Below are 16,251 nucleotides of genomic sequence, written 5' to 3' on the forward strand. Positions count from 1 at the left end.
GCCCGGGCCCGCGTGGCGCCCGGGCGGCGACGCGCGGGCGCCGCCCGGCCGAGCGCGAGCGGGCGTCCTCGGGGGAGCCCACCGCGCTCGTACCGGACGACTCCGGGGGGATCAGGCCGGCGGGTCGGGGCGTTCGGCCAGTTCCTTGATCCGCAGCAGGCGGGTGTCCCAGGACCGGCCGATGCGGTCCAGCTCCCGGGCGAGCGCGCCCAGCTTCGCGCCCACGGCCACGTACACGACCTCCCGCCCACGCTGCTCCGGCGTCACCAGGCCGACCTCGCGCAGCACGTCGAGGTGCTTGCCGATGGCCTGCCGGCTGACCGGCATGACCTTCGCCAGCGCGGATGCCGACATCGGGCCCTCGCCGAGGTGGGTGAGGATCGTCCAGCGCGTCGGATCGCCGAGCGCGGCGCACACGACGGGGAGGGCGGCGGCCGCGGTCACGGCCGGGGCGCCGCGGCGGCGGCCGTCTTCTCGACGTACGCCTTCCCGGCCGCCAGCTCCTCCAGCCAGCCCTTGTCGTTGCCCTCGCGCTCCTTCAGCCACACCGCCGGGTCGTCGGCGAGGCCGGAGAACCCGCTCTCGACGACGCGCAGCGTCACCCCGCCGGGGCGCTCATCGATCCAGAACTCCACCAGCGTCGAGCCCTCCGACTCGTTCCGGGACGGGGTGGAGAGCCAGCGGAACGCGGCGTAGCGCGGCTTGTCCAGCTCCACGGTGCGGAACCGGAACTCGCCGAGCGACTCGTCGCGGACGACGGCGACGTCGCCCTCGTAGCGCACCTCCTGCGCGGGGTCGACCTCTCCCTCGTTGATGTACCAGCCGGGCCGTACGACCAGGTCCCAGACCCGGTCGGCGGGGGCGTCGATGTCGATCTGCCGGGCGATCCGGTCGAGTTCGGCCAGTTCGGCGTCGGTGTACGCGGTGTCGTTCACGGTTCCTCCTCGTGGTCCATCTGCAACCGAAGCATTGCACATAAGGAGAGCTGACTGCAACCCTGGAGTTGCAGGAGATGAGTTTTCGACGTCCGCGCCGTCTGCACCTGCATGGACACTCACACTCTGCCGACCCCCGACGCCGACCTCGTCTACGACGTCCGCGGCCCGCTGCCGACCGCCGACGGCCGCCCGCCGCTCATGCTGATCGGCCAGCCCATGGACGCCACCGGCTTCCGCGCGCTCGCCGCGCAGTTCCCGGACCGGACCGTCGTCACGTACGACCCGCGCGGCCTGGGCCGCAGCGTCCGCAAGGACGGCCGGGACGACCACACGCCGCAGACGCAGGCCGCGGACGTGCACGCCGTCATCGGCGCGCTCGGCGCCGGACCCGTCGAGCTGTTCGGCAGCAGCGGCGGCGCGGTGACGGCGCTGGCGCTGGTGGCCGCGTACCCCGGCGACGTGACCACGCTCGTCGCGCACGAGCCGCCGCTCATCCCGGCGCTCCCCGACGCACCGGCCGCAGAGCGGGCCCGGCAGGCGGTCACGGACGCGTACCACGCCAAGGGCTGGGGCGCCGGCATGGCGGCGTTCATGGCGCTGGGCGCGTGGCAGGGCGAGTTCACCGACGCGTACTTCGCGCAGCCCCCGGCCGACCCCGCGGCCTTCGGCATGCCCGCCGGCGACGACGGCAACCGCGACGACCCGCTGCTCTCGGACCGCTCCTGGCCCGTCAGCAGCTACCGGCCGGACCCGGCCGCGCTCGCCGCCGCGCCGACGCGCGTGGTGATCGCGGTGGGCGAGGAGTCGGGCGACACGTTCACGGCGCGCACGGCGCGCGGCACGGCGGCGCTGCTCGGGCAGGAGGCGACGGTCTTCCCGAGCCACCACGGCGGCTTCCTCGACGCGGAGTTCGGCTACGCGGGGCAGCCGGAGGCGTTCGGCGCGAAGCTGCGGGAGGTGCTGGCGGGGGCCGCCTGAACGGAAGCGGCCCGCCGCACGTACGGCCCGTACACACGCGCCGCACTCCGCGGACACCGCGTACCGCGTGCGCGCCGCACACCGCGCGCACCGCACCAGACTGCCGCGGCCCGGGCCGGACACGGGGCCGGCCCGGGCCGCGGCGCCCGCACTCCGCCGCCTCGCACGTATGCTCGCCCCCCACCCCGTTCCGCACCGTCTGTTACGGACAACGGCCCCGCACGCGATAGACAGGGGTGTCCGGCAGCGGCGTGCCGGGCAGGCGCGGAGCGAGTGAAGAGCGGAGCATGGGGCCGATGAAGCGCGGGTTGCACGCGGGGAGCGGGCGGACGGACTGGACGCGCTACCGGTGCGCCCTGCGGCGCACCCCGGTGGCCCTCTGGAACGACGACATCACCGACTACGCCGCCGCCCTCACCTACTACGCCATACTCACCGTCCTGCCCACGCTCTTCGTCACCCTCACCTTCATCGGCCTCGCCGACCCCTCCGGCACCGAAGCCCTCATCGCCTACGTCACCGGCATCGCCCCCGCCGGCTCCGGCGCCGCCCTCAACGACGCGCTGCACGACGTCTCCCGCGGGCCCTCCGCCGCCTGGATCCTCACCGCCGCGGGCGCCGCCAGCGCCGTCTGGTTCGCCTGCAGCTTCCTGTCCGTCTTCCGCCGCGCCCTGCACGCGATGTACGGGACCCCCGACCGCCGGCCCGTCCTGCGCCGGGCCCCGGTGATCCTGGCGACGGCGCTGCTGCTGCTGACGCTGCTGGTGTCGGCGGCGCTCGCGCTCGTCGTCACCGGGCCGGTGGCGCGGGCGGTCGGCGGGCCGTTCGGGCTCGGCGCCCAGTCGGCGGCGGCGTGGGACTTCCTGCGCTGGCCGTTCCTGGTCTTCGTGGCGGGGCTGCTGGTGCTGCTGCTCTTCCGCTCCGGCCCGCCCGAGTCGCGCGCGGTGTCGCACGCGGTGCCGGGCGGGCTGCTCGCGGGCGCGCTGTGGCTGCTGGCGTCGGCGGGCTTCGCGCTGTACGCCTCGTACGCGGCGGGGACGTACAGCAGGCTGTACGGGTCGCTCGCGGGGGTCGTCGTCTTCCTGATCTGGCTGTGGTTCTCGAACCTGGCGCTGCTGGCGGGCGCCCAGTTCAACGCGCTGCTGGCGCGCACGGCGCCGGCCCCGCCGCGGGCGGCCCGCCCGTCGCGACGACGCCCGCCGCCGGTGACGGCGGTGCCGCGGTAGGTACGGGCCCGTCAGCGGCGGGCCAGCCGCCGTTCGCCCGTGGCCCCCGGCTCGTACTGCAGTTCGTAGTGCGAGAAGACCGCCGGCTCCTGCTCGGACGCCAGCTCGCCGTCCGTGTCGATCGACGGCGCGCCCTTCACCAGCCCCTTGTCGTACGCGACCGTCATGTACCCGGGGCTGACGGAGGCGCCCGCCAGCGGCACGAACACCAGCCGCCGCCGCCCCGGCACCCCGGCCTTGACGGTGGCGAAGGCCGGCACGTCGGTGCGCGTGTCGACGTAGACGGCCTCCATCTCGCCGATCTTGCCGCCGTCCGCGCCGCGTACGGGGTAGCCGCGCCACTCACGGATGTCGTGTGCCTCGAACATCGGGCCTCCCGGGGGATGTGTCAGTCCTGGGCCGGCCGGTAGACGGTCAGCGCTCATTTCGAGCTTAACCAGCACAAACGCACTCGGCGCGGGGACGACGTCCCCGCCGTAGGCCATCCGCGTGGCCGCGACCCGGCCCCCGGCCGCGGTCCGTCACTGCGCCGGGGGCACGCCGGGGAGTTTGAACGCGGCCCAAACGACCTTGCCGGGGCCGTGGCGGTCGGTGGTGCCCCAGTCGTCGGCGAGGGCGGCGACCAGCAGCAGCCCGCGCCCGCGGTCGTCGGTGTCCGCGGGCGAGCACACCCGGGGCTCGCCGTCCCCGGCGTCGTGCACCTCGATCCGCACGAGGTGCTCCTCCGCGCGGACCCGCACCAGGAAGACGCGGCCCGCGGGGGTGTGGCGCAGCGCGTTCGTCACCAACTCCGAGACGCAGACGCGGATGTCGTCCGCCCGGTCGGCCGCACCCACCAGCGAGGCGACGTAGTCGCGCGCCCGGCCGACCGAGCGGGCATGCCTGGTGAACGTACGGGCCTGCGTGGTCATGGGGCGTACCTCGTTCCGGGTCGAGCCGAGCCGCGCTCCGGAGTCCGTGCCTCCGTTCCTCACCCGCGCGGGTCGGATGCTCACGCTTTGTGCTCCCAGCATCACCGGCGCGACGTACGCTCACCAGACCGGAACGCTTTCCAAACCGCCTGGAACCAGGGGGAGTGCACGCATGACCGAGCCATCGCCCGAACTCAACGGTGAACCCGCGAACGGCCTGGAGTGGTTCGGGCGCGAGGTGGCGGCGGCCCTGGCGCACAAGGGCGTCAATCAGCGCCAACTGGCCGACGCCACGGGCTACAAGGAGCCGTACGTGTCCAAGGTCAAGCACGGCAAGGCGCGGGCGTCGATGTACTTCGCCGAGGGGTGCGACCGGTACTTCGACACCTCCGGGTACTTCGCCCGGTTACTGGTCCGGGTGAGCGAGCGCGGACACCCCGGGTGGTTCGTGCCGTACATCAACCTGGAGAAGCAGGCGAAGCGGATCGAGGACTACTCCAACTCGCTGATCATGGGCATGCTGCAGACCCCGGAGTACGCCGAAGCCACGTTCCGGGCGACGCACCCGTTCGAGACCGACGACCAGATCAGGGCCAGGGTCGAAGCCAGGCTGACCCGTCGCGAGGTCATGGAGCGCGACAACCCGCCCCTGCTGTGGGTGATCCTGCACGAGGCGACGCTGCGCACCGAGGTGGGCGGCCGCGCCGTTACGGCCGACCAGCTCCGCCACCTTGCCTCGGCCGTGGGAAACCCCCACATCACGCTCCAAGTTCTGCGCTTCGCGGCGGGTGCCCCTGCGTCGCCCCGACCGTTTAACCTACTAACACCTGACGACGGGACGACAGTTCTGTACTCGGAGAGCACGGGACAGGGACACGTGACGGACTCCGCCGCGGCGGTGGACAACGCGCGCACAGCGTACGAGCGTCTACGGGCGTCCGCCCGTGATCCCGAGGAGTCCTTGGCCCTGATCCGAGCGATTGCGGAGGAGTACACCAGATGAGCGATACGCACAGCCCCCGGCCACTGCGCTGGACCAAGAGCACCTACAGCGGCGGCAACGGCGGCGAGTGCATCGAGGTGGCGTGGGTCAAGAGCACGTACAGCGGCGGCGACGGTGGCCAGTGCATCGAGTGGGCGCCGGAGCACGCGGCGGCCACCGGTGAGTTCCTGATCCGGGACAGCAAGGACCCGGACGGCCCGCACCTCACCCTGACCCGCGAAGCGTTCGCCGGTCTCGTGGAGTTCGCCAAGCGCCACGGCTGACCGGCTCCCCTGACCGTTCCCAGCAACCGGCCCCCACCACCCGGCGGGGGCCGTCCTCGTCAGCGGTGAGTGCGAGTCGCGGGCCCATGGAGGGCCTGCCGGGAGACCCGGCAGTAGTTGGTCTCGGTGGTCGTGAGGTCGCCGTTCTCGAAGTAGCGGTTGGCGGCCTGGGCGCCGCGGCAGAAGTCGAAGAACTCGCATTCGGCCCGGCAGCGGTCCGTCCTCTGCGGACCGTGGCCCCCGACAATCCGGGGGCCGGGTGTAATCGGCCAGACCTAGCCTCGCTGGACCGCTGCCAGCGGGGAAGACTGCGGGTATACCCCAGCCGATGGGAAGGGGGCGGTGTCCGTGGCCGCGGCCAACGGCGCGGATTCGGCGCTCAAGCGGGCCCGGGTGGCGCGGAACATGACGCTGGAGGAGGCCGCCGACGCCCTGAACGCGATCACCGGAGGCGCATCGGACGCGAGCCTGGTGAGCGCGTGGGAGTCCGGCCGGCGCCGGACCGGCAAGCGGAACCGGGCCGGGCTGTGCCAGCTCTACCGGGAGCGCCCGGAAGTACTGTTCGCCCATCAGGACGGTGCGGCAGCAACCAGTGTGCTGGAGTCCTCCGGCACGGCCGTGGTGGTCAAGGTGCTCACCCGCTGGACCGACTTGGTCGAGGCGATGGTCGATGTCGCCGCCGGGGCGCGCGAGCACCTGGTCGTCACCGGTTCCCGGTCACGGGAGAAGGCGTATCTGGCGGCGATCGAGACGGCCGTGGCCCAGCAGCCGGACCTGGTCCACTACCGGGTGTTGTACGGGCCGCCGCGGCACCGGGTGCTGGCCGGCCACCTGTTGCGGCTGCTGGAGCTGCGTGACCCGTCCGCGCGGCGCAACGGCGTCAAGACGCTGCACATGGGGATGGTGGAGCCTGCCGAGGCGCTGGAGAGGTTCTTCGTCGCCTCGGAGACCGCCGCGGTGGTGCCGCTGCCGTCGTTCCATGGGGCGGAGGGGTTCGACTGCGGTGTCTACTCGGCCGTGAGGCGGCGGTGGGCCTGGTCCACCATGGGCGGGAGGCGTGTGCGTCCGCACGGCCGGTAGAGACGATCGAGGCCGTCCGCGCGCTGCCGGTACGGCACAAATGACGTGGTGGGGAGAGGCGTGAGCGAGAACCTTCAGCAGGCGGCCGGGGCCCGCGCGGCGTCCGTGGTGGAGCTGGCCCAGGAGCTGGTCCGGCGCCCGAGCCGGGCCGGGATCGACGCCTACGGGCCGGTCTTGGGTGTGCTGGAGGACTGGCTGACGGCCCGCGCCCTGCCGCACCGCCGCCTGCACGACGCGGCGGGCGAGCTGGTCGGGCTGCTGGCGGAGATCCCCGGAGGCCGGCCGGGGGCCTGGTGGACGCTGGACGCGTGCGTGGACACCGCCCCGTATGGCGACGAGACCGCTTGGTCCTTCCCGCCGGCCTGTGGCGACGTCGTGGACGGCTGGCTGCTCGGCCGTGGCTCGTCCGACTCCAAGCTCGCCGCCGCGATGTTCTGCCACATCGCCGCCGACCTGCTGCCTCGCGCCGCTGACCTGCATGGCGGTCTCGCCGTGCTGTTGGACGTGGATGAGCACACCGGCGGCTTCGGCGGCGCCCGCGCCTACCTCGCCGACCCGCACGCGGCCCGGCCCGCTGGGGTGATGATCGGCTACCCCGGACTGGACGACGTCGTGGTCGGCGGCCGGGGCCTGTGGCGGGCCACCCTCGCCGTGCACGCTCCCTCTGGGCACTCCGGGTCCAGCAAGGCCGTGGTCGGCGCCATCTCCCGCGCCGCCCACCTCGTGCGGCTGCTGGACGCCGCCGACCTGCCCGACGTCGACGGGGCCTCGGCGTTCCCGCTGCCGCCGAAGCTGTCGGTGACCTCGTTCCACGGCGGCCAGGGCTTCTCCGTCACCCCCGGCCGGTGCGACCTGAACGTCGACGTGCGCACCACGCCCGGCTTCGACGCCCACGACGCCGAGACGCTCGTCCGCAAGGCCGTCGCCGAACTCGATGCAGAGTTGCCCGCCCCGAAGCCGACTGAGGTCACCCCCATCGCCGCGTGGCCGCCCTTCCGTCTGACCGAGGACGAGGAGCCCGCTGCCGCCCTGCTGAACGCCGCAGGCGAGGCCGGGCTGACGGTGCGGGCGAAGACTGCGGGGCCGTCGAACATCGGTAACCTCCTGGCAGGTGAGGGCATCCCGGCCACCGCTGGTTTCGGGGTGCCGTACGAGGGGCTGCACGGCATCGACGAGCGCGCCCACCTCGCGGAACTTCCCACGGTGTACGCCGTCTACCAGCGGGCCGTGCTCGACCTCCTTGAGGGCTGACGTCCCAGGCTCGTCCCAGGTTTCTCCCAGATCCGCTCCCAGCAAGTCCCCATCTCTGTCTCTGGGAACGGATCTTCGATCGCGGTGACATAGAGGCAGCACCACCTCACATCCACCGATGACAAGGGAGGCCGGCTCATGGCCGAGCAGACCACCGTCACCACCAAGCCCGCCGTCGAGGGCAAGCCCGCCGCGGCGCCGAGCGCGGGCGGCTTCGCGCCGCAGATCAGCACCCACCCGGTGGCGGCCCTCACGCTGGGCCGCCAGACGTTCAACGACTCGGACAAGTCGAACTACTTCGAGGGCTGACACAGCCCGCAGGACCTGACTGAGCACGCCGGGGGCCGGCCGTCGTACGGCCGGCCCCCGGGCGCGTCACAGGGCTGATCGAAGGGGAGGCGTGCGGATGGAACGGGAGTGGATGGCCGGCGGCAGTGCCGCCGTGGACGGAGTGGCGATCGACGGGTTCGGCGACGTCCGCCGAGCACCGATCACGCGGGTACAGGCGGTCGCCGACGGGCCACTCGCCCTCGCGGTCGTGGGCGACTGCCCGGTCACCGAGCAGGAACTCAAGCTCGCGCTCGCGGCCGTGCGGGCAGGCCGGTTGGTGGAGCTGACCCGGTGGCCGGGCTCGTACTGGGTGGTCGCCAGTGAGGGGCGGCAGCGGTTCGTGTGCGGGGACCTGGCCGGTACCCGGGCCGTGTACTACACGCTGCGCGGCGAGGAAGGGGTGGCGTGGGCGACCGAGGCCCGCCTCTTGGGGCGTCCGCTCGTGCCGGATCTGCCCTGGCTGGCGGCGCGGCTGTCGGTGGGTGAGCACCATTGGCCGCACCGCAGCCCGTACGAGGGGATCCGGCTGGTGCCCGGCGGGTTCGGACTGCTGCTCGCGCCCGGGGCGCCCCCGCAGCTCATCGACATCTCCGGCATCACACCGGTAGACGAACTCCGCGAGGGTGCCGACCGGTTCGGGCAGGTGCTCAATGAGGCTGTCCAGCACCGGGTCCGTGCCGCCGGCAGGGCAGTGGGGGCGGACTTGTCCGGCGGGCTGGACTCCTCGGCGGCCGTCGTCCTGGCCGCCGGCGCCGGGACCGTGCACGCGGTGACGTACACGGACGGGTACACCAGCGGCGAGGACATGGCGTTCGCCTCCCGCGTGACCGAGCACACCGGGATCGCGCACACGGTCGACATGGGCGCCGACGAGCAATTGCCGTTCTCCTTCCCCGCCGGGCAGCCGACGGGAGCCGAGCCAGTGCTGGAGGCGGCGATGTACGCCATGGACGCCTCGTACATGCACCCGGTGCGCGGGCTGCCGCTGCACCTGACCGGACACGGCGGGGACATCGTGCTGGACGCCTCCAGCTCCTGCTGGGTCCGACTTCTCCAAGACGGCCGGCGCCGCGAGGCCCATCGCCAGGTCGTGGCGTTCGCCCGGCTGCGCAACACCGCACCGGGCCCGTACTGGAAGGCCCTCAAACAGGCCGCTGAACTGGGCCGGAGCGGTTCCCTTGAACGCGCTGCCGACGCGTTGGAGCGCGGGCCGGTCACGCCGGAGGCTGCCGTGGCGGGCTGGTCGTGGTGCCGGCTGGGAGCTGGTGCGTCCTGGCTGACCGGCTACGGCCGCCACCAGGTCGCAGCCCTGCTGCGGCACGCCTCCGGAGACCGGCAAACCGAGCTGGCGGACGAGTTCGACCAGTGGGCCGCCCTGCGGTCGGTGGGCGCCTCGGCCCGAGGCTGGGCCCCGTACGGTCACAGCCTGGGCATCCGGCCGGTGTATCCGTACCTCGACAACACCGTCGTCCGCGCTGCCTTCGCCGTCGCGGCCCTGGCCCGACGCGGGCTGGTGGCCTACAAGCCGCTGCTGCGAGCCGCGCTGCCCGAGCTTCCGGACTGGCTGACCTCCCGCCGCTCGAAGGGCTCGTTCACCGCCCAGCGCATCGCCGGACTCGCCCACCACCAAGGCCGGCTCGACGAGCTGACGGCATCGAGTCCGCTCGTGCACGACGGGCTCATCGACCCTGCGGCCGTCCGCCCCGCCCTCGCGCAGGCGGCCCGGGGCCAGAGCGCCACGCTCATCGCCGACCTGCACCAGATGATCGTGACCTGCTGGTGGCTGAGTGACCAGAGGGCCGCGCTGGAGGCGGCATGCTGACCCCCGCCGCACACGTCCACCACGCCACCGGCCCGTACGGCACAGCGGTGCTCGACGTCCGGCGCGGCCGGTGGCTGATGCTCGATCCGGACGCCGCGAAGATCTGGCACGCCGTCACCGTCCGCGGCGGCACCGCCGGGCTCGCCGACGAGATCGCCGTACCCACCGGCCAGGACCCCGCGGCCGTCGGCGCCCAGATCACCGCGTTCGTCGACGAACTGGTGGACGTCGGCGTGCTCGTCGACACCGGCCGCCCCCGGCGGCGGAGGTGGTGGCGGTGACGGTCATGGTCCCGGCCGCCCGGCCCACCACGCCGTGGCGCGACCGTCTGGTGGCGTCCGTTGGCCTGGTGCTCTCCCTGGCGCTGAGCCGGCTGCCGTTGCGTTGGCAGATCACGGCCGTCCGCCTGCTGCGCGGCCTGCCCCATGCACGGCTCGCCCACCTCGAAGCGCTCTACGCGGCGGTGCAGTCGGTGATCCCGTCGTGGTGGCCGGGCCGGATCGCGTGCATGGAGATCAGCCTCGCCACCGTCATCACCACCGCCTTGACCGGCCGTCAGGCCCGCTGGGTGCTCGGCGCCCGCTTCCTGCCCGACGCCGCGCACGCCTGGGCCGAGGCGCCCGACGGGGCGGTCGGCCGGGACATCGGCGACGCCGTCGACCGGCCGTGGATGCAGGTGCTGTCCGTGCCGTAGAGGCCCCGGGCCGCCGTGGTCCGGGCCTGGCCCGAGCCTCCCCGCCCCGGACCACGGCTCACTCGAACGGGTGAAATCCCGGCAGTGCTGCTGACCTTCGATCGGGGCCACCAGGAGCGATACCGGACGGACGGAACAATCCCGTTGCCCGGCTGCCTGGTTCGGCGCACTGATGGGTCTCGTGAGTTCTTCTCCATCCTCCCCGCCCGCCGCCGCGGGCCAGCCGCCGGTCATGCGTCTGGCCTCCGGCCGGCACGTCGAGGCGAGCGACAACTTGTCCACCGCCGCGATAGCGCGCCGCTTGCCCCGCACGCTCAGTCAGGCCGCCCGGCTTGGCTGGCGCACCGACCGCCGTGCCGTCCTGGCCCTGCTCGCCTGCCAGATCGGCGCCACCGCGCTCACCGTGACCGCGCTCGCGGCCACCGCCCGCGTGCTGGCCGCCGTCTTCACCGGAGACGACATCGCCGCCGGGCTGCGCGAGAACCTGACCGCGGTGGTGGTTCTCGCTCTCGCGGCCTCCGGCCGCTACCTGCTCGACGCCTGCGCCCGCGCCGCCGCGGCCCGGCTCGCCCCGAAGGCCGTACGCGAGGCCGACCTTGAGGTCATCACCGCGGCGACCGCCGCCGAGTTGGTGGCGTATGAGGACCCGGACTTCGCCGACGCTCACGCCGCCGCCTCCGACGGTGCGGAGAAGACCGGCGACCTCATCCTCGACGCCCAGCTCCTCACGTCCGCGGCGGCGCAGTTGGCCGCCGCCGCGACGGTCGTCACCGTGCTGCACCCGGTGGTGCTCCCCTTGCTGGTCCTCTCCGTCGTCCCGTGCGCGTGGGGCGCCGTACGCGGCGCTCGGATCGAGCACGCGGCCCACCACCGCAACCTCGCCGACTCCCGTCTCCGCAGCGTGTTCCGGTCGTACAGCACCGAGCGGAATACCGCCGATGAAGTCCGCGCGGGCACCATGGCCGCCTTCCTCATCCGGCAGTACCGCCTCGTCTCCTCCCGCCTGGAGGCCGAACAGCTCCGCGCGACGCGGCAGGCCCTGATGGTGCAGGGGATCGGTGACGCGCTCACCGCGGTGGGCACCGCCGCGACCTGGGGCGTGCTCGTGCTCCTGGTGTCGAGCGGCCGGATGGAGCTTGCGGTCGCGGGGACCGCGGCCCTGGCGGTACGGACCTCAATGGCGGCTCTAGCGACGACGGTGCGGGCCGGGGCCCGACTGTTCCGCACCTCGCTGTCCCTGGACGACTGGGCCCGCTTCCTGGCCGTGGCCAAACCGTGGACGACCCGCCGCGGTCCGGCCCTCATCGCCGAGGACGGACCGCAGGTGATCACCGCCCGGGACGTCTCCTTCACCTACCCCGGCGCCTACCGGCCTGCGCTGGAGGGCGTCAGCCTGGACCTCAAGCGCGGCGAGGTCATCGCCCTGGTCGGCGAGAACGGCGCCGGCAAGAGCACCCTCGCCCGCATCCTTACCGGGCTCTACCTGCCCACCAGCGGTTCGGTGCGGTGGGACGGGGTGGACCTGGCGGACGCCGACCCGGACGAGGCGCTGTCCAAGGTGGCGCTCGTCCCGCAGGACTACACCCGCTGGCCACTGGCCGCTCGCGAGAACATCACCCTCGGCCAGCCCCGCCCTGACGGCGACCCCGACGTGCACGCCGCCGCCGAGGCGGCCGGCGCCGACGGTGTCATCGCCGCGCTGCCCCACGGGCTGGACACGTCGCTGGCCCGTTCCTGGTGGGGAGGACACGACCTGTCCGGCGGGCAATGGCAGCGCCTCGCGGTCGCTCGCGCTTTCCATCGCGACGTCCCCGTCCTCGTGATGGACGAGCCGACCGCCGCGCTCGACGCTCGTGCCGAGCACCGGATCTACACCCGGCTCAGGGCGCTCGCCGAGGGACGGGCGACCGTGTTCGTCACCATCGGCTGGCCAACACCCGCCTCGCCGACCGCATCATCGTCCTCGACCAAGGGCGCATCGCCGAGACCGGCACCTTCGACGAACTCGTCAGCCAAGGAGCCACCTCGATCTTCTTCGAGCTACTCAAGCTCCAGGAAGACCGATAGCCCCTGGCGGCCGTAGCACGGAGCACGCGGTCAGGGGGTCCCGCCGTACTTCCGAGACCCCCTCGCGTCCTCGGAAGTGGTGTCGGCCAGGTTCATCCGGGACAGACACTGCATCGCTTCCTCGTAGGCCGACACCGTGTAGTACGCGGCCCTGATGGTGGCGCGCTTGCCCGAGGCACCCGGCTCGTTCCACAGTCCGGCCTCAGGGTCGAGGCCCCGGGCTGAGCCGGGCCGCCCGGCCCCGGCGCGCCGGGCGGCGGCGTCCGCGTACACGCCGTGCCTCCGCCCCGCAGGACCCGCGCCGCCCGCGCGGTCGGCGGGCGGGGGGCCGTCCTCGTCAGTCTTCCTCCTCGTCCCCCTCGTCCCCCTCGTCGTCCTCGTCGGCGGCGTGGGAGATGTTGCCCCATTCGTCCATGGTGGGGCGGATCTTGGTCGGGCCCTGGTGGTCCTGGTCGGAGGGGCGGGGCGGTTCGGGGCCGTCCGGTCCGATCCGCATCATCCGTTCGACCCGCACGATCTGGAACGTACGCCCCCGCGCCCGCATCTCGTTCGGGCCGCGCTGCCGCATGAACCGGTGGGCGGCCTTGGTGAAGACCTCAAGGTCCTTCTCGGAGTACTCCGCCTCCCAGCCGGGGATCTCCTGCAGCATGGGCACGGTCTTGAGGAAGTAGTCCACCAGGGCGCGCCGGGCCGCCTGCGGGGTGTCGAACTGCTGGGCCAGGAACATCGTCCAGGACTCCTCCAGCCGCTCCAGCACCCGGAACGCGGGCGGCAGCAGCACCACCCCCGGGTGGGTCCGCAGCGCGCGCCGGGAGTCGGCGAGGACGTCCGGCGGGAAGCGGGCCGAGGTGTAGACGCTCTCCAGCAGCTCAAGCCGCTCCAGCCCCTCCGAGAGCTGCACCTCCGCCGCATGGTCGACCACGAAGCCCACGGTGGCGGACGCCGGTTCCCTCTTCTCCAGGTCCCAGTGGGTGTCCTCCGGGTGGTCGGTGGGGCGGGGCGGCTCCAGCTCGCCGTTGCCGATCCGGGCGAACTCGTCGGCCCGCACGATGCGGTAGCGGTCCCGGCCGACGTGCAGCTCGTCGATCCGCTCCTTCTCCAGCCGCGCCACGCCGGCCAGCAGCCGCCGCCGCTCGCGGTGGTCCTTGGCCTCGTCCTTCGCGTAGAGCCACAGGTACGAGTTCAGCTCGTCCCGCGCGTCCTGGGGGAACCCGGTGCGCATGCTGTCGAGCAGCCGCCACCGCGGCCGGTCCCGCGGGGTCTGCACGGCGAACCCGAACAGCGGCCCCCGCACCCGGATGCCCGGATACCGCTGCCCGCCGTGGATCGCGTCCAGCTCGGTGACCTGTGAGACGGGGTCGTCCCGGTGGGTGACGCGGATGGTGAGGTGGTCCGGCGTTGCCGGTTGCTTCCGGTAGTCCCACATGCACCCAGTGTGTGCGGGCGCGGTGTGCCCTGTCAGGCGTTGGAGCGAACGCGGGCGTACCGCCCTCCGACGGTGGTACGGCGCCGCGCGCCCGGCGGCGCCGCCTACGTCTCCTCGGTCAGCCCGTCGCGCAGCCGCCGCAGGAGCCCGCTCAGCAGCCGCGACACGTGCATCTGCGAGATGCCCAGCTCCGCGCCGATCTCGCTCTGCGTCATCTCGGCGCCGAACCGCAGGTTCAGCACCTTCCGGTCCCGCTCGGGCAGCGCCTCGACCAGCGGCTTGAGCGACACCAGGTTGTCGACCTTCTCCAGGTCCGGGTCCGGCGCGCCCGTGCGCCGGGCGAGGAAGGACTCGCCCTCCTCGTCCGCGGCGTGGTAGTCGAGCGACGACGTCGTGTACGCGTTCGCCGCGACCAGCCCCTCCAGAACCTCGTCCGGCTCCAGCCCCGTCCGCTCCGCCAACTCCGCGACGCCCGGGGCCCGGCCGAGGGTCTGCTCCAGGCGGGCGCTCGCCTTCGCCAGCGTCAGCCGCCGCTCCTGCATGCGGCGCGGCACGCGCACGGCCCACGAGGTGTCGCGGAAGTGACGCTTGATCTCGCCGACGATCGTCGGCAGCGCGAAGGTGGGGAACTCGGTGCCCTCGGCGAGGTCGTAGCGGTTGATCGCCTTGATGAGGCCGACGGTGCCGACCTGGACGACGTCTTCGCGGGACTCGCTGCGCAGCCGGAAGCGGCTGACGGCGAAGCGCACGAGCGCGAGGTTCAGCTCGACGAGGGTGTTGCGGACGTACGAGTACGCGTACGTGCCCTCCTCCAGCTCCGCCAGCCGGGCGAAGAGGACGCGGGACAGGGCGCGGGCGTCGTCCGTACTGGTATCGCGCAGTTCGGGCAGCGGCGGGAGGTCGAGGCCGGCGAGCGGGTGGGCGCCGGGGGCGGCCACCCCGGGGTCTGCCGCTCCGGGGTCTGCCACCCCGAGGGCTGCCGCTCCGGGGCGGTCGGTCCCTGGGCGGTCGGTCCCGGGGCCGGGGTCGTGCGTCGCGAATGTCGTCATGGTGTCCCCCTGAAGTGGACTTCTGCTCGACAGGCGTGGTGTGCGGCTACCCGTCATGACGGCGCCTATACCTGACCGTTACTCAGCCGCCGTAACCAACGTGGCTGCACAACCCCCCTTTCAGCAGGCATTTCCACCCGCGGATGGGGCCGTTTGCCGCACAGCGGTCAGGGGTGCAGCGAGCAGTCGCCGCACTTTCCGCCGCCGGGCACCCGGTAGTACAGGCAGCAGCTGCGGCGCCGGAAGGACGGCGCGGGTCCGGTGAGCCGACCCGTGCCGGCCAGCCGGCCGGTGCCGAGGAGGTCCTCGGCGAGCCGGGTCAGCGGGTCGCCCAGCGCCGGGCGGGCGGCGCGGAGCGCGGCGGCGGCGCCGACGAGCGCGGAGGCGGCGTTGCCGTAGAGGAGGCCGGGGGCGACCTTGACGCGCAGGCCGGCGGCGAACGGCTCCAGGTGCCGGGTCACCACGGCGTCGTACAGCACCTCCGGCAGCCGGGACGCCGCGGGCGCCGGCCGGCCCGCGGCCGCGGGCAGCCGCAGCGCGGGGCCGTCGTCGGCGCGCTGGAGCCCGTCGAGGTCCGGGACGACGCCGTGGAGCAGGGCGCAGGCCAGTACGGGGGACCAGAGCCGGGAGGCGTGGCCGAACTGGACGAGGGAGGCGCCGATGCGGAGTTCGGCGGTGCCGTAGCGGTCGGCGGTGCGGGCGACGAGGTCGGCGGCGCCGCGGGCGTAGGTGTCGGCGACGGGGTGCCAGCCGGCGTCGGGGCCGCCGACGGTGAGGGTGAAGAACGGGCCGAGGGCGGCGACGTCGGCGAGCGCCGCGGCGGCGGACGCGCGGGGTGCGCCGGGGGGTTGGGGCGGGGCGGGGGTCACGGTGCTCCCTTCGGGCGGGGCGGATCGGCGGCAGCGGAGGGGGCGGACTGGAGCGGGTCGGCGGCAGCGGGCGGGCCTGGCGGGTCGGGGGCCGGTATCGGGCCAGGCATGCCGTCCGAGTCGGCGGCGCAGGGCAGATGGGCGGCCGGGTACGGGCCGGGCGGGCTCGCGGCTCGGGGCGAGTCCGCGGCCGAGCGCGGGTCCGGCGTGGCGGATGCGCCGGACGCGCCCGCAACCCGGGGCAAGTCCGCAGCCGAGCGCGGCTCGGACGCGCCGGACGCCCCCGCAACCCGGGGCAAGTCCGCAGCCGAGCGCGGCTCGGACGCGCCGGACGCGCCCGCAGC

19 protein-coding genes and 1 pseudogene are annotated in these 16,251 nt (G+C 73.7%); 12 read left to right on the top strand and 8 right to left on the bottom strand.

The window, feature by feature from the left end:
- Positions 1-111: 111 nt before the first annotated feature.
- Complete coding sequence (locus ABD317_RS21605) at positions 112-444, bottom strand: ArsR/SmtB family transcription factor (protein ID WP_344291587.1); 333 nt, start codon at positions 442-444, stop codon at positions 112-114.
- Positions 441-935 (bottom strand): SRPBCC domain-containing protein, encoded by a 495-nt coding sequence (locus ABD317_RS21610; protein WP_344291588.1) that lies wholly within the window; start codon positions 933-935, stop codon positions 441-443. The genes ABD317_RS21605 and ABD317_RS21610 overlap by 4 nt, the downstream gene beginning before the upstream one ends.
- A gap of 111 nt (positions 936-1,046) precedes the next feature.
- Here ABD317_RS21610 and ABD317_RS21615 point away from each other — a divergent pair, with 111 nt between their 5' ends.
- Positions 1,047-1,916, top strand: coding sequence for an alpha/beta fold hydrolase (locus tag ABD317_RS21615; RefSeq protein WP_344291589.1), 870 nt, complete (start codon positions 1,047-1,049; stop codon positions 1,914-1,916).
- Between the two features lie 296 nt (positions 1,917-2,212).
- The gene (locus ABD317_RS21620; protein ID WP_344291590.1) at positions 2,213-3,142 is read left to right on the top strand and encodes a YihY/virulence factor BrkB family protein; all 930 of its coding nucleotides are present in this window, start codon (positions 2,213-2,215) and stop codon (positions 3,140-3,142) included.
- 11 nt (positions 3,143-3,153) lie between these two features.
- Here ABD317_RS21620 and ABD317_RS21625 read toward each other — a convergent pair whose 3' ends face one another.
- Positions 3,154-3,510 (bottom strand): PRC-barrel domain-containing protein, encoded by a 357-nt coding sequence (locus ABD317_RS21625; RefSeq protein WP_344291591.1) that lies wholly within the window; start codon positions 3,508-3,510, stop codon positions 3,154-3,156.
- Positions 3,511-3,663: 153 nt separating this feature from the next.
- Entirely contained in the window at positions 3,664-4,053 is a 390-nt protein-coding gene (locus ABD317_RS21630) for an ATP-binding protein (RefSeq protein WP_344291592.1), read from the bottom strand.
- Between the two features lie 172 nt (positions 4,054-4,225).
- On the opposite strand from ABD317_RS21630, the gene ABD317_RS21635 reads away from it, so the two are divergent.
- The 9 genes from ABD317_RS21635 to ABD317_RS21675 all read left to right on the top strand — a co-directional run bounded on the left by ABD317_RS21635 (position 4,226) and on the right by ABD317_RS21675 (position 12,579).
- A complete protein-coding gene (locus ABD317_RS21635) occupies positions 4,226-5,056 on the top strand; it encodes a helix-turn-helix domain-containing protein (RefSeq protein ID WP_344291594.1) in 831 nt (276 codons plus the stop codon).
- The gene (locus tag ABD317_RS21640) at positions 5,053-5,319 is read left to right on the top strand and encodes a DUF397 domain-containing protein (RefSeq protein ID WP_344291595.1); all 267 of its coding nucleotides are present in this window, start codon (positions 5,053-5,055) and stop codon (positions 5,317-5,319) included. The genes ABD317_RS21635 and ABD317_RS21640 overlap by 4 nt, the downstream gene beginning before the upstream one ends.
- 348 nt (positions 5,320-5,667) lie before the next feature.
- The gene (locus tag ABD317_RS21645; protein WP_344291596.1) at positions 5,668-6,399 is read left to right on the top strand and encodes a helix-turn-helix transcriptional regulator; all 732 of its coding nucleotides are present in this window, start codon (positions 5,668-5,670) and stop codon (positions 6,397-6,399) included.
- A gap of 60 nt (positions 6,400-6,459) precedes the next feature.
- Positions 6,460-7,650 (top strand): M20 family metallopeptidase, encoded by a 1,191-nt coding sequence (locus ABD317_RS21650; RefSeq protein ID WP_344291597.1) that lies wholly within the window; start codon positions 6,460-6,462, stop codon positions 7,648-7,650.
- Between the two features lie 138 nt (positions 7,651-7,788).
- On the top strand, positions 7,789-7,959 hold the full coding sequence (locus ABD317_RS21655; RefSeq protein ID WP_344291598.1) for a hypothetical protein: 171 nt from the start codon (positions 7,789-7,791) through the stop codon (positions 7,957-7,959).
- A gap of 97 nt (positions 7,960-8,056) precedes the next feature.
- Positions 8,057-9,802 (top strand): asparagine synthase-related protein, encoded by a 1,746-nt coding sequence (locus ABD317_RS21660; protein WP_344291599.1) that lies wholly within the window; start codon positions 8,057-8,059, stop codon positions 9,800-9,802.
- Positions 9,796-10,083, top strand: a complete 288-nt coding sequence (locus ABD317_RS21665) for a PqqD family protein (protein ID WP_344291600.1) — start codon at positions 9,796-9,798, stop codon at positions 10,081-10,083. The genes ABD317_RS21660 and ABD317_RS21665 overlap by 7 nt, the downstream gene beginning before the upstream one ends.
- Positions 10,084-10,088: 5 nt before the next feature.
- Entirely contained in the window at positions 10,089-10,496 is a 408-nt protein-coding gene (locus ABD317_RS21670) for a lasso peptide biosynthesis B2 protein (protein WP_344291606.1), read from the top strand.
- Positions 10,497-10,677: 181 nt separating this feature from the next.
- Positions 10,678-12,579 (top strand): ATP-binding cassette domain-containing protein, encoded by a 1,902-nt coding sequence (locus ABD317_RS21675; RefSeq protein ID WP_344291601.1) that lies wholly within the window; start codon positions 10,678-10,680, stop codon positions 12,577-12,579.
- 14 nt (positions 12,580-12,593) lie between these two features.
- Here ABD317_RS21675 and ABD317_RS21680 read toward each other — a convergent pair whose 3' ends face one another.
- The 4 genes from ABD317_RS21680 to ABD317_RS21695 form a co-directional block, all read right to left on the bottom strand.
- Positions 12,594-12,836 (bottom strand): hypothetical protein, encoded by a 243-nt coding sequence (locus ABD317_RS21680; RefSeq protein WP_344291602.1) that lies wholly within the window; start codon positions 12,834-12,836, stop codon positions 12,594-12,596.
- 64 nt (positions 12,837-12,900) lie between these two features.
- Positions 12,901-13,989 carry a DUF5954 family protein gene (locus ABD317_RS21685; RefSeq protein WP_344291603.1) on the bottom strand — a complete coding sequence of 363 codons (1,089 nt, stop codon included), beginning with the start codon at positions 13,987-13,989 and terminating at the stop codon, positions 12,901-12,903.
- A 104-nt stretch (positions 13,990-14,093) separates the two neighbouring features.
- Positions 14,094-15,038 (bottom strand): SigB/SigF/SigG family RNA polymerase sigma factor, encoded by a 945-nt coding sequence (locus ABD317_RS21690; protein ID WP_344291604.1) that lies wholly within the window; start codon positions 15,036-15,038, stop codon positions 14,094-14,096.
- Between the two features lie 167 nt (positions 15,039-15,205).
- The gene (locus tag ABD317_RS21695) at positions 15,206-15,907 is read right to left on the bottom strand and encodes a (2Fe-2S)-binding protein (RefSeq protein WP_344291605.1); all 702 of its coding nucleotides are present in this window, start codon (positions 15,905-15,907) and stop codon (positions 15,206-15,208) included.
- Between the two features lie 108 nt (positions 15,908-16,015).
- On the opposite strand from ABD317_RS21695, the pseudogene ABD317_RS21700 reads away from it, so the two are divergent.
- A pseudogene (locus tag ABD317_RS21700) lies at positions 16,016-16,251 on the top strand (hypothetical protein); the annotation flags it as partial.

Source organism: Streptomyces synnematoformans (genome assembly GCF_039531005.1).
Classification (GTDB): Bacteria; Actinomycetota; Actinomycetes; order Streptomycetales; family Streptomycetaceae; genus Streptomyces; species Streptomyces synnematoformans.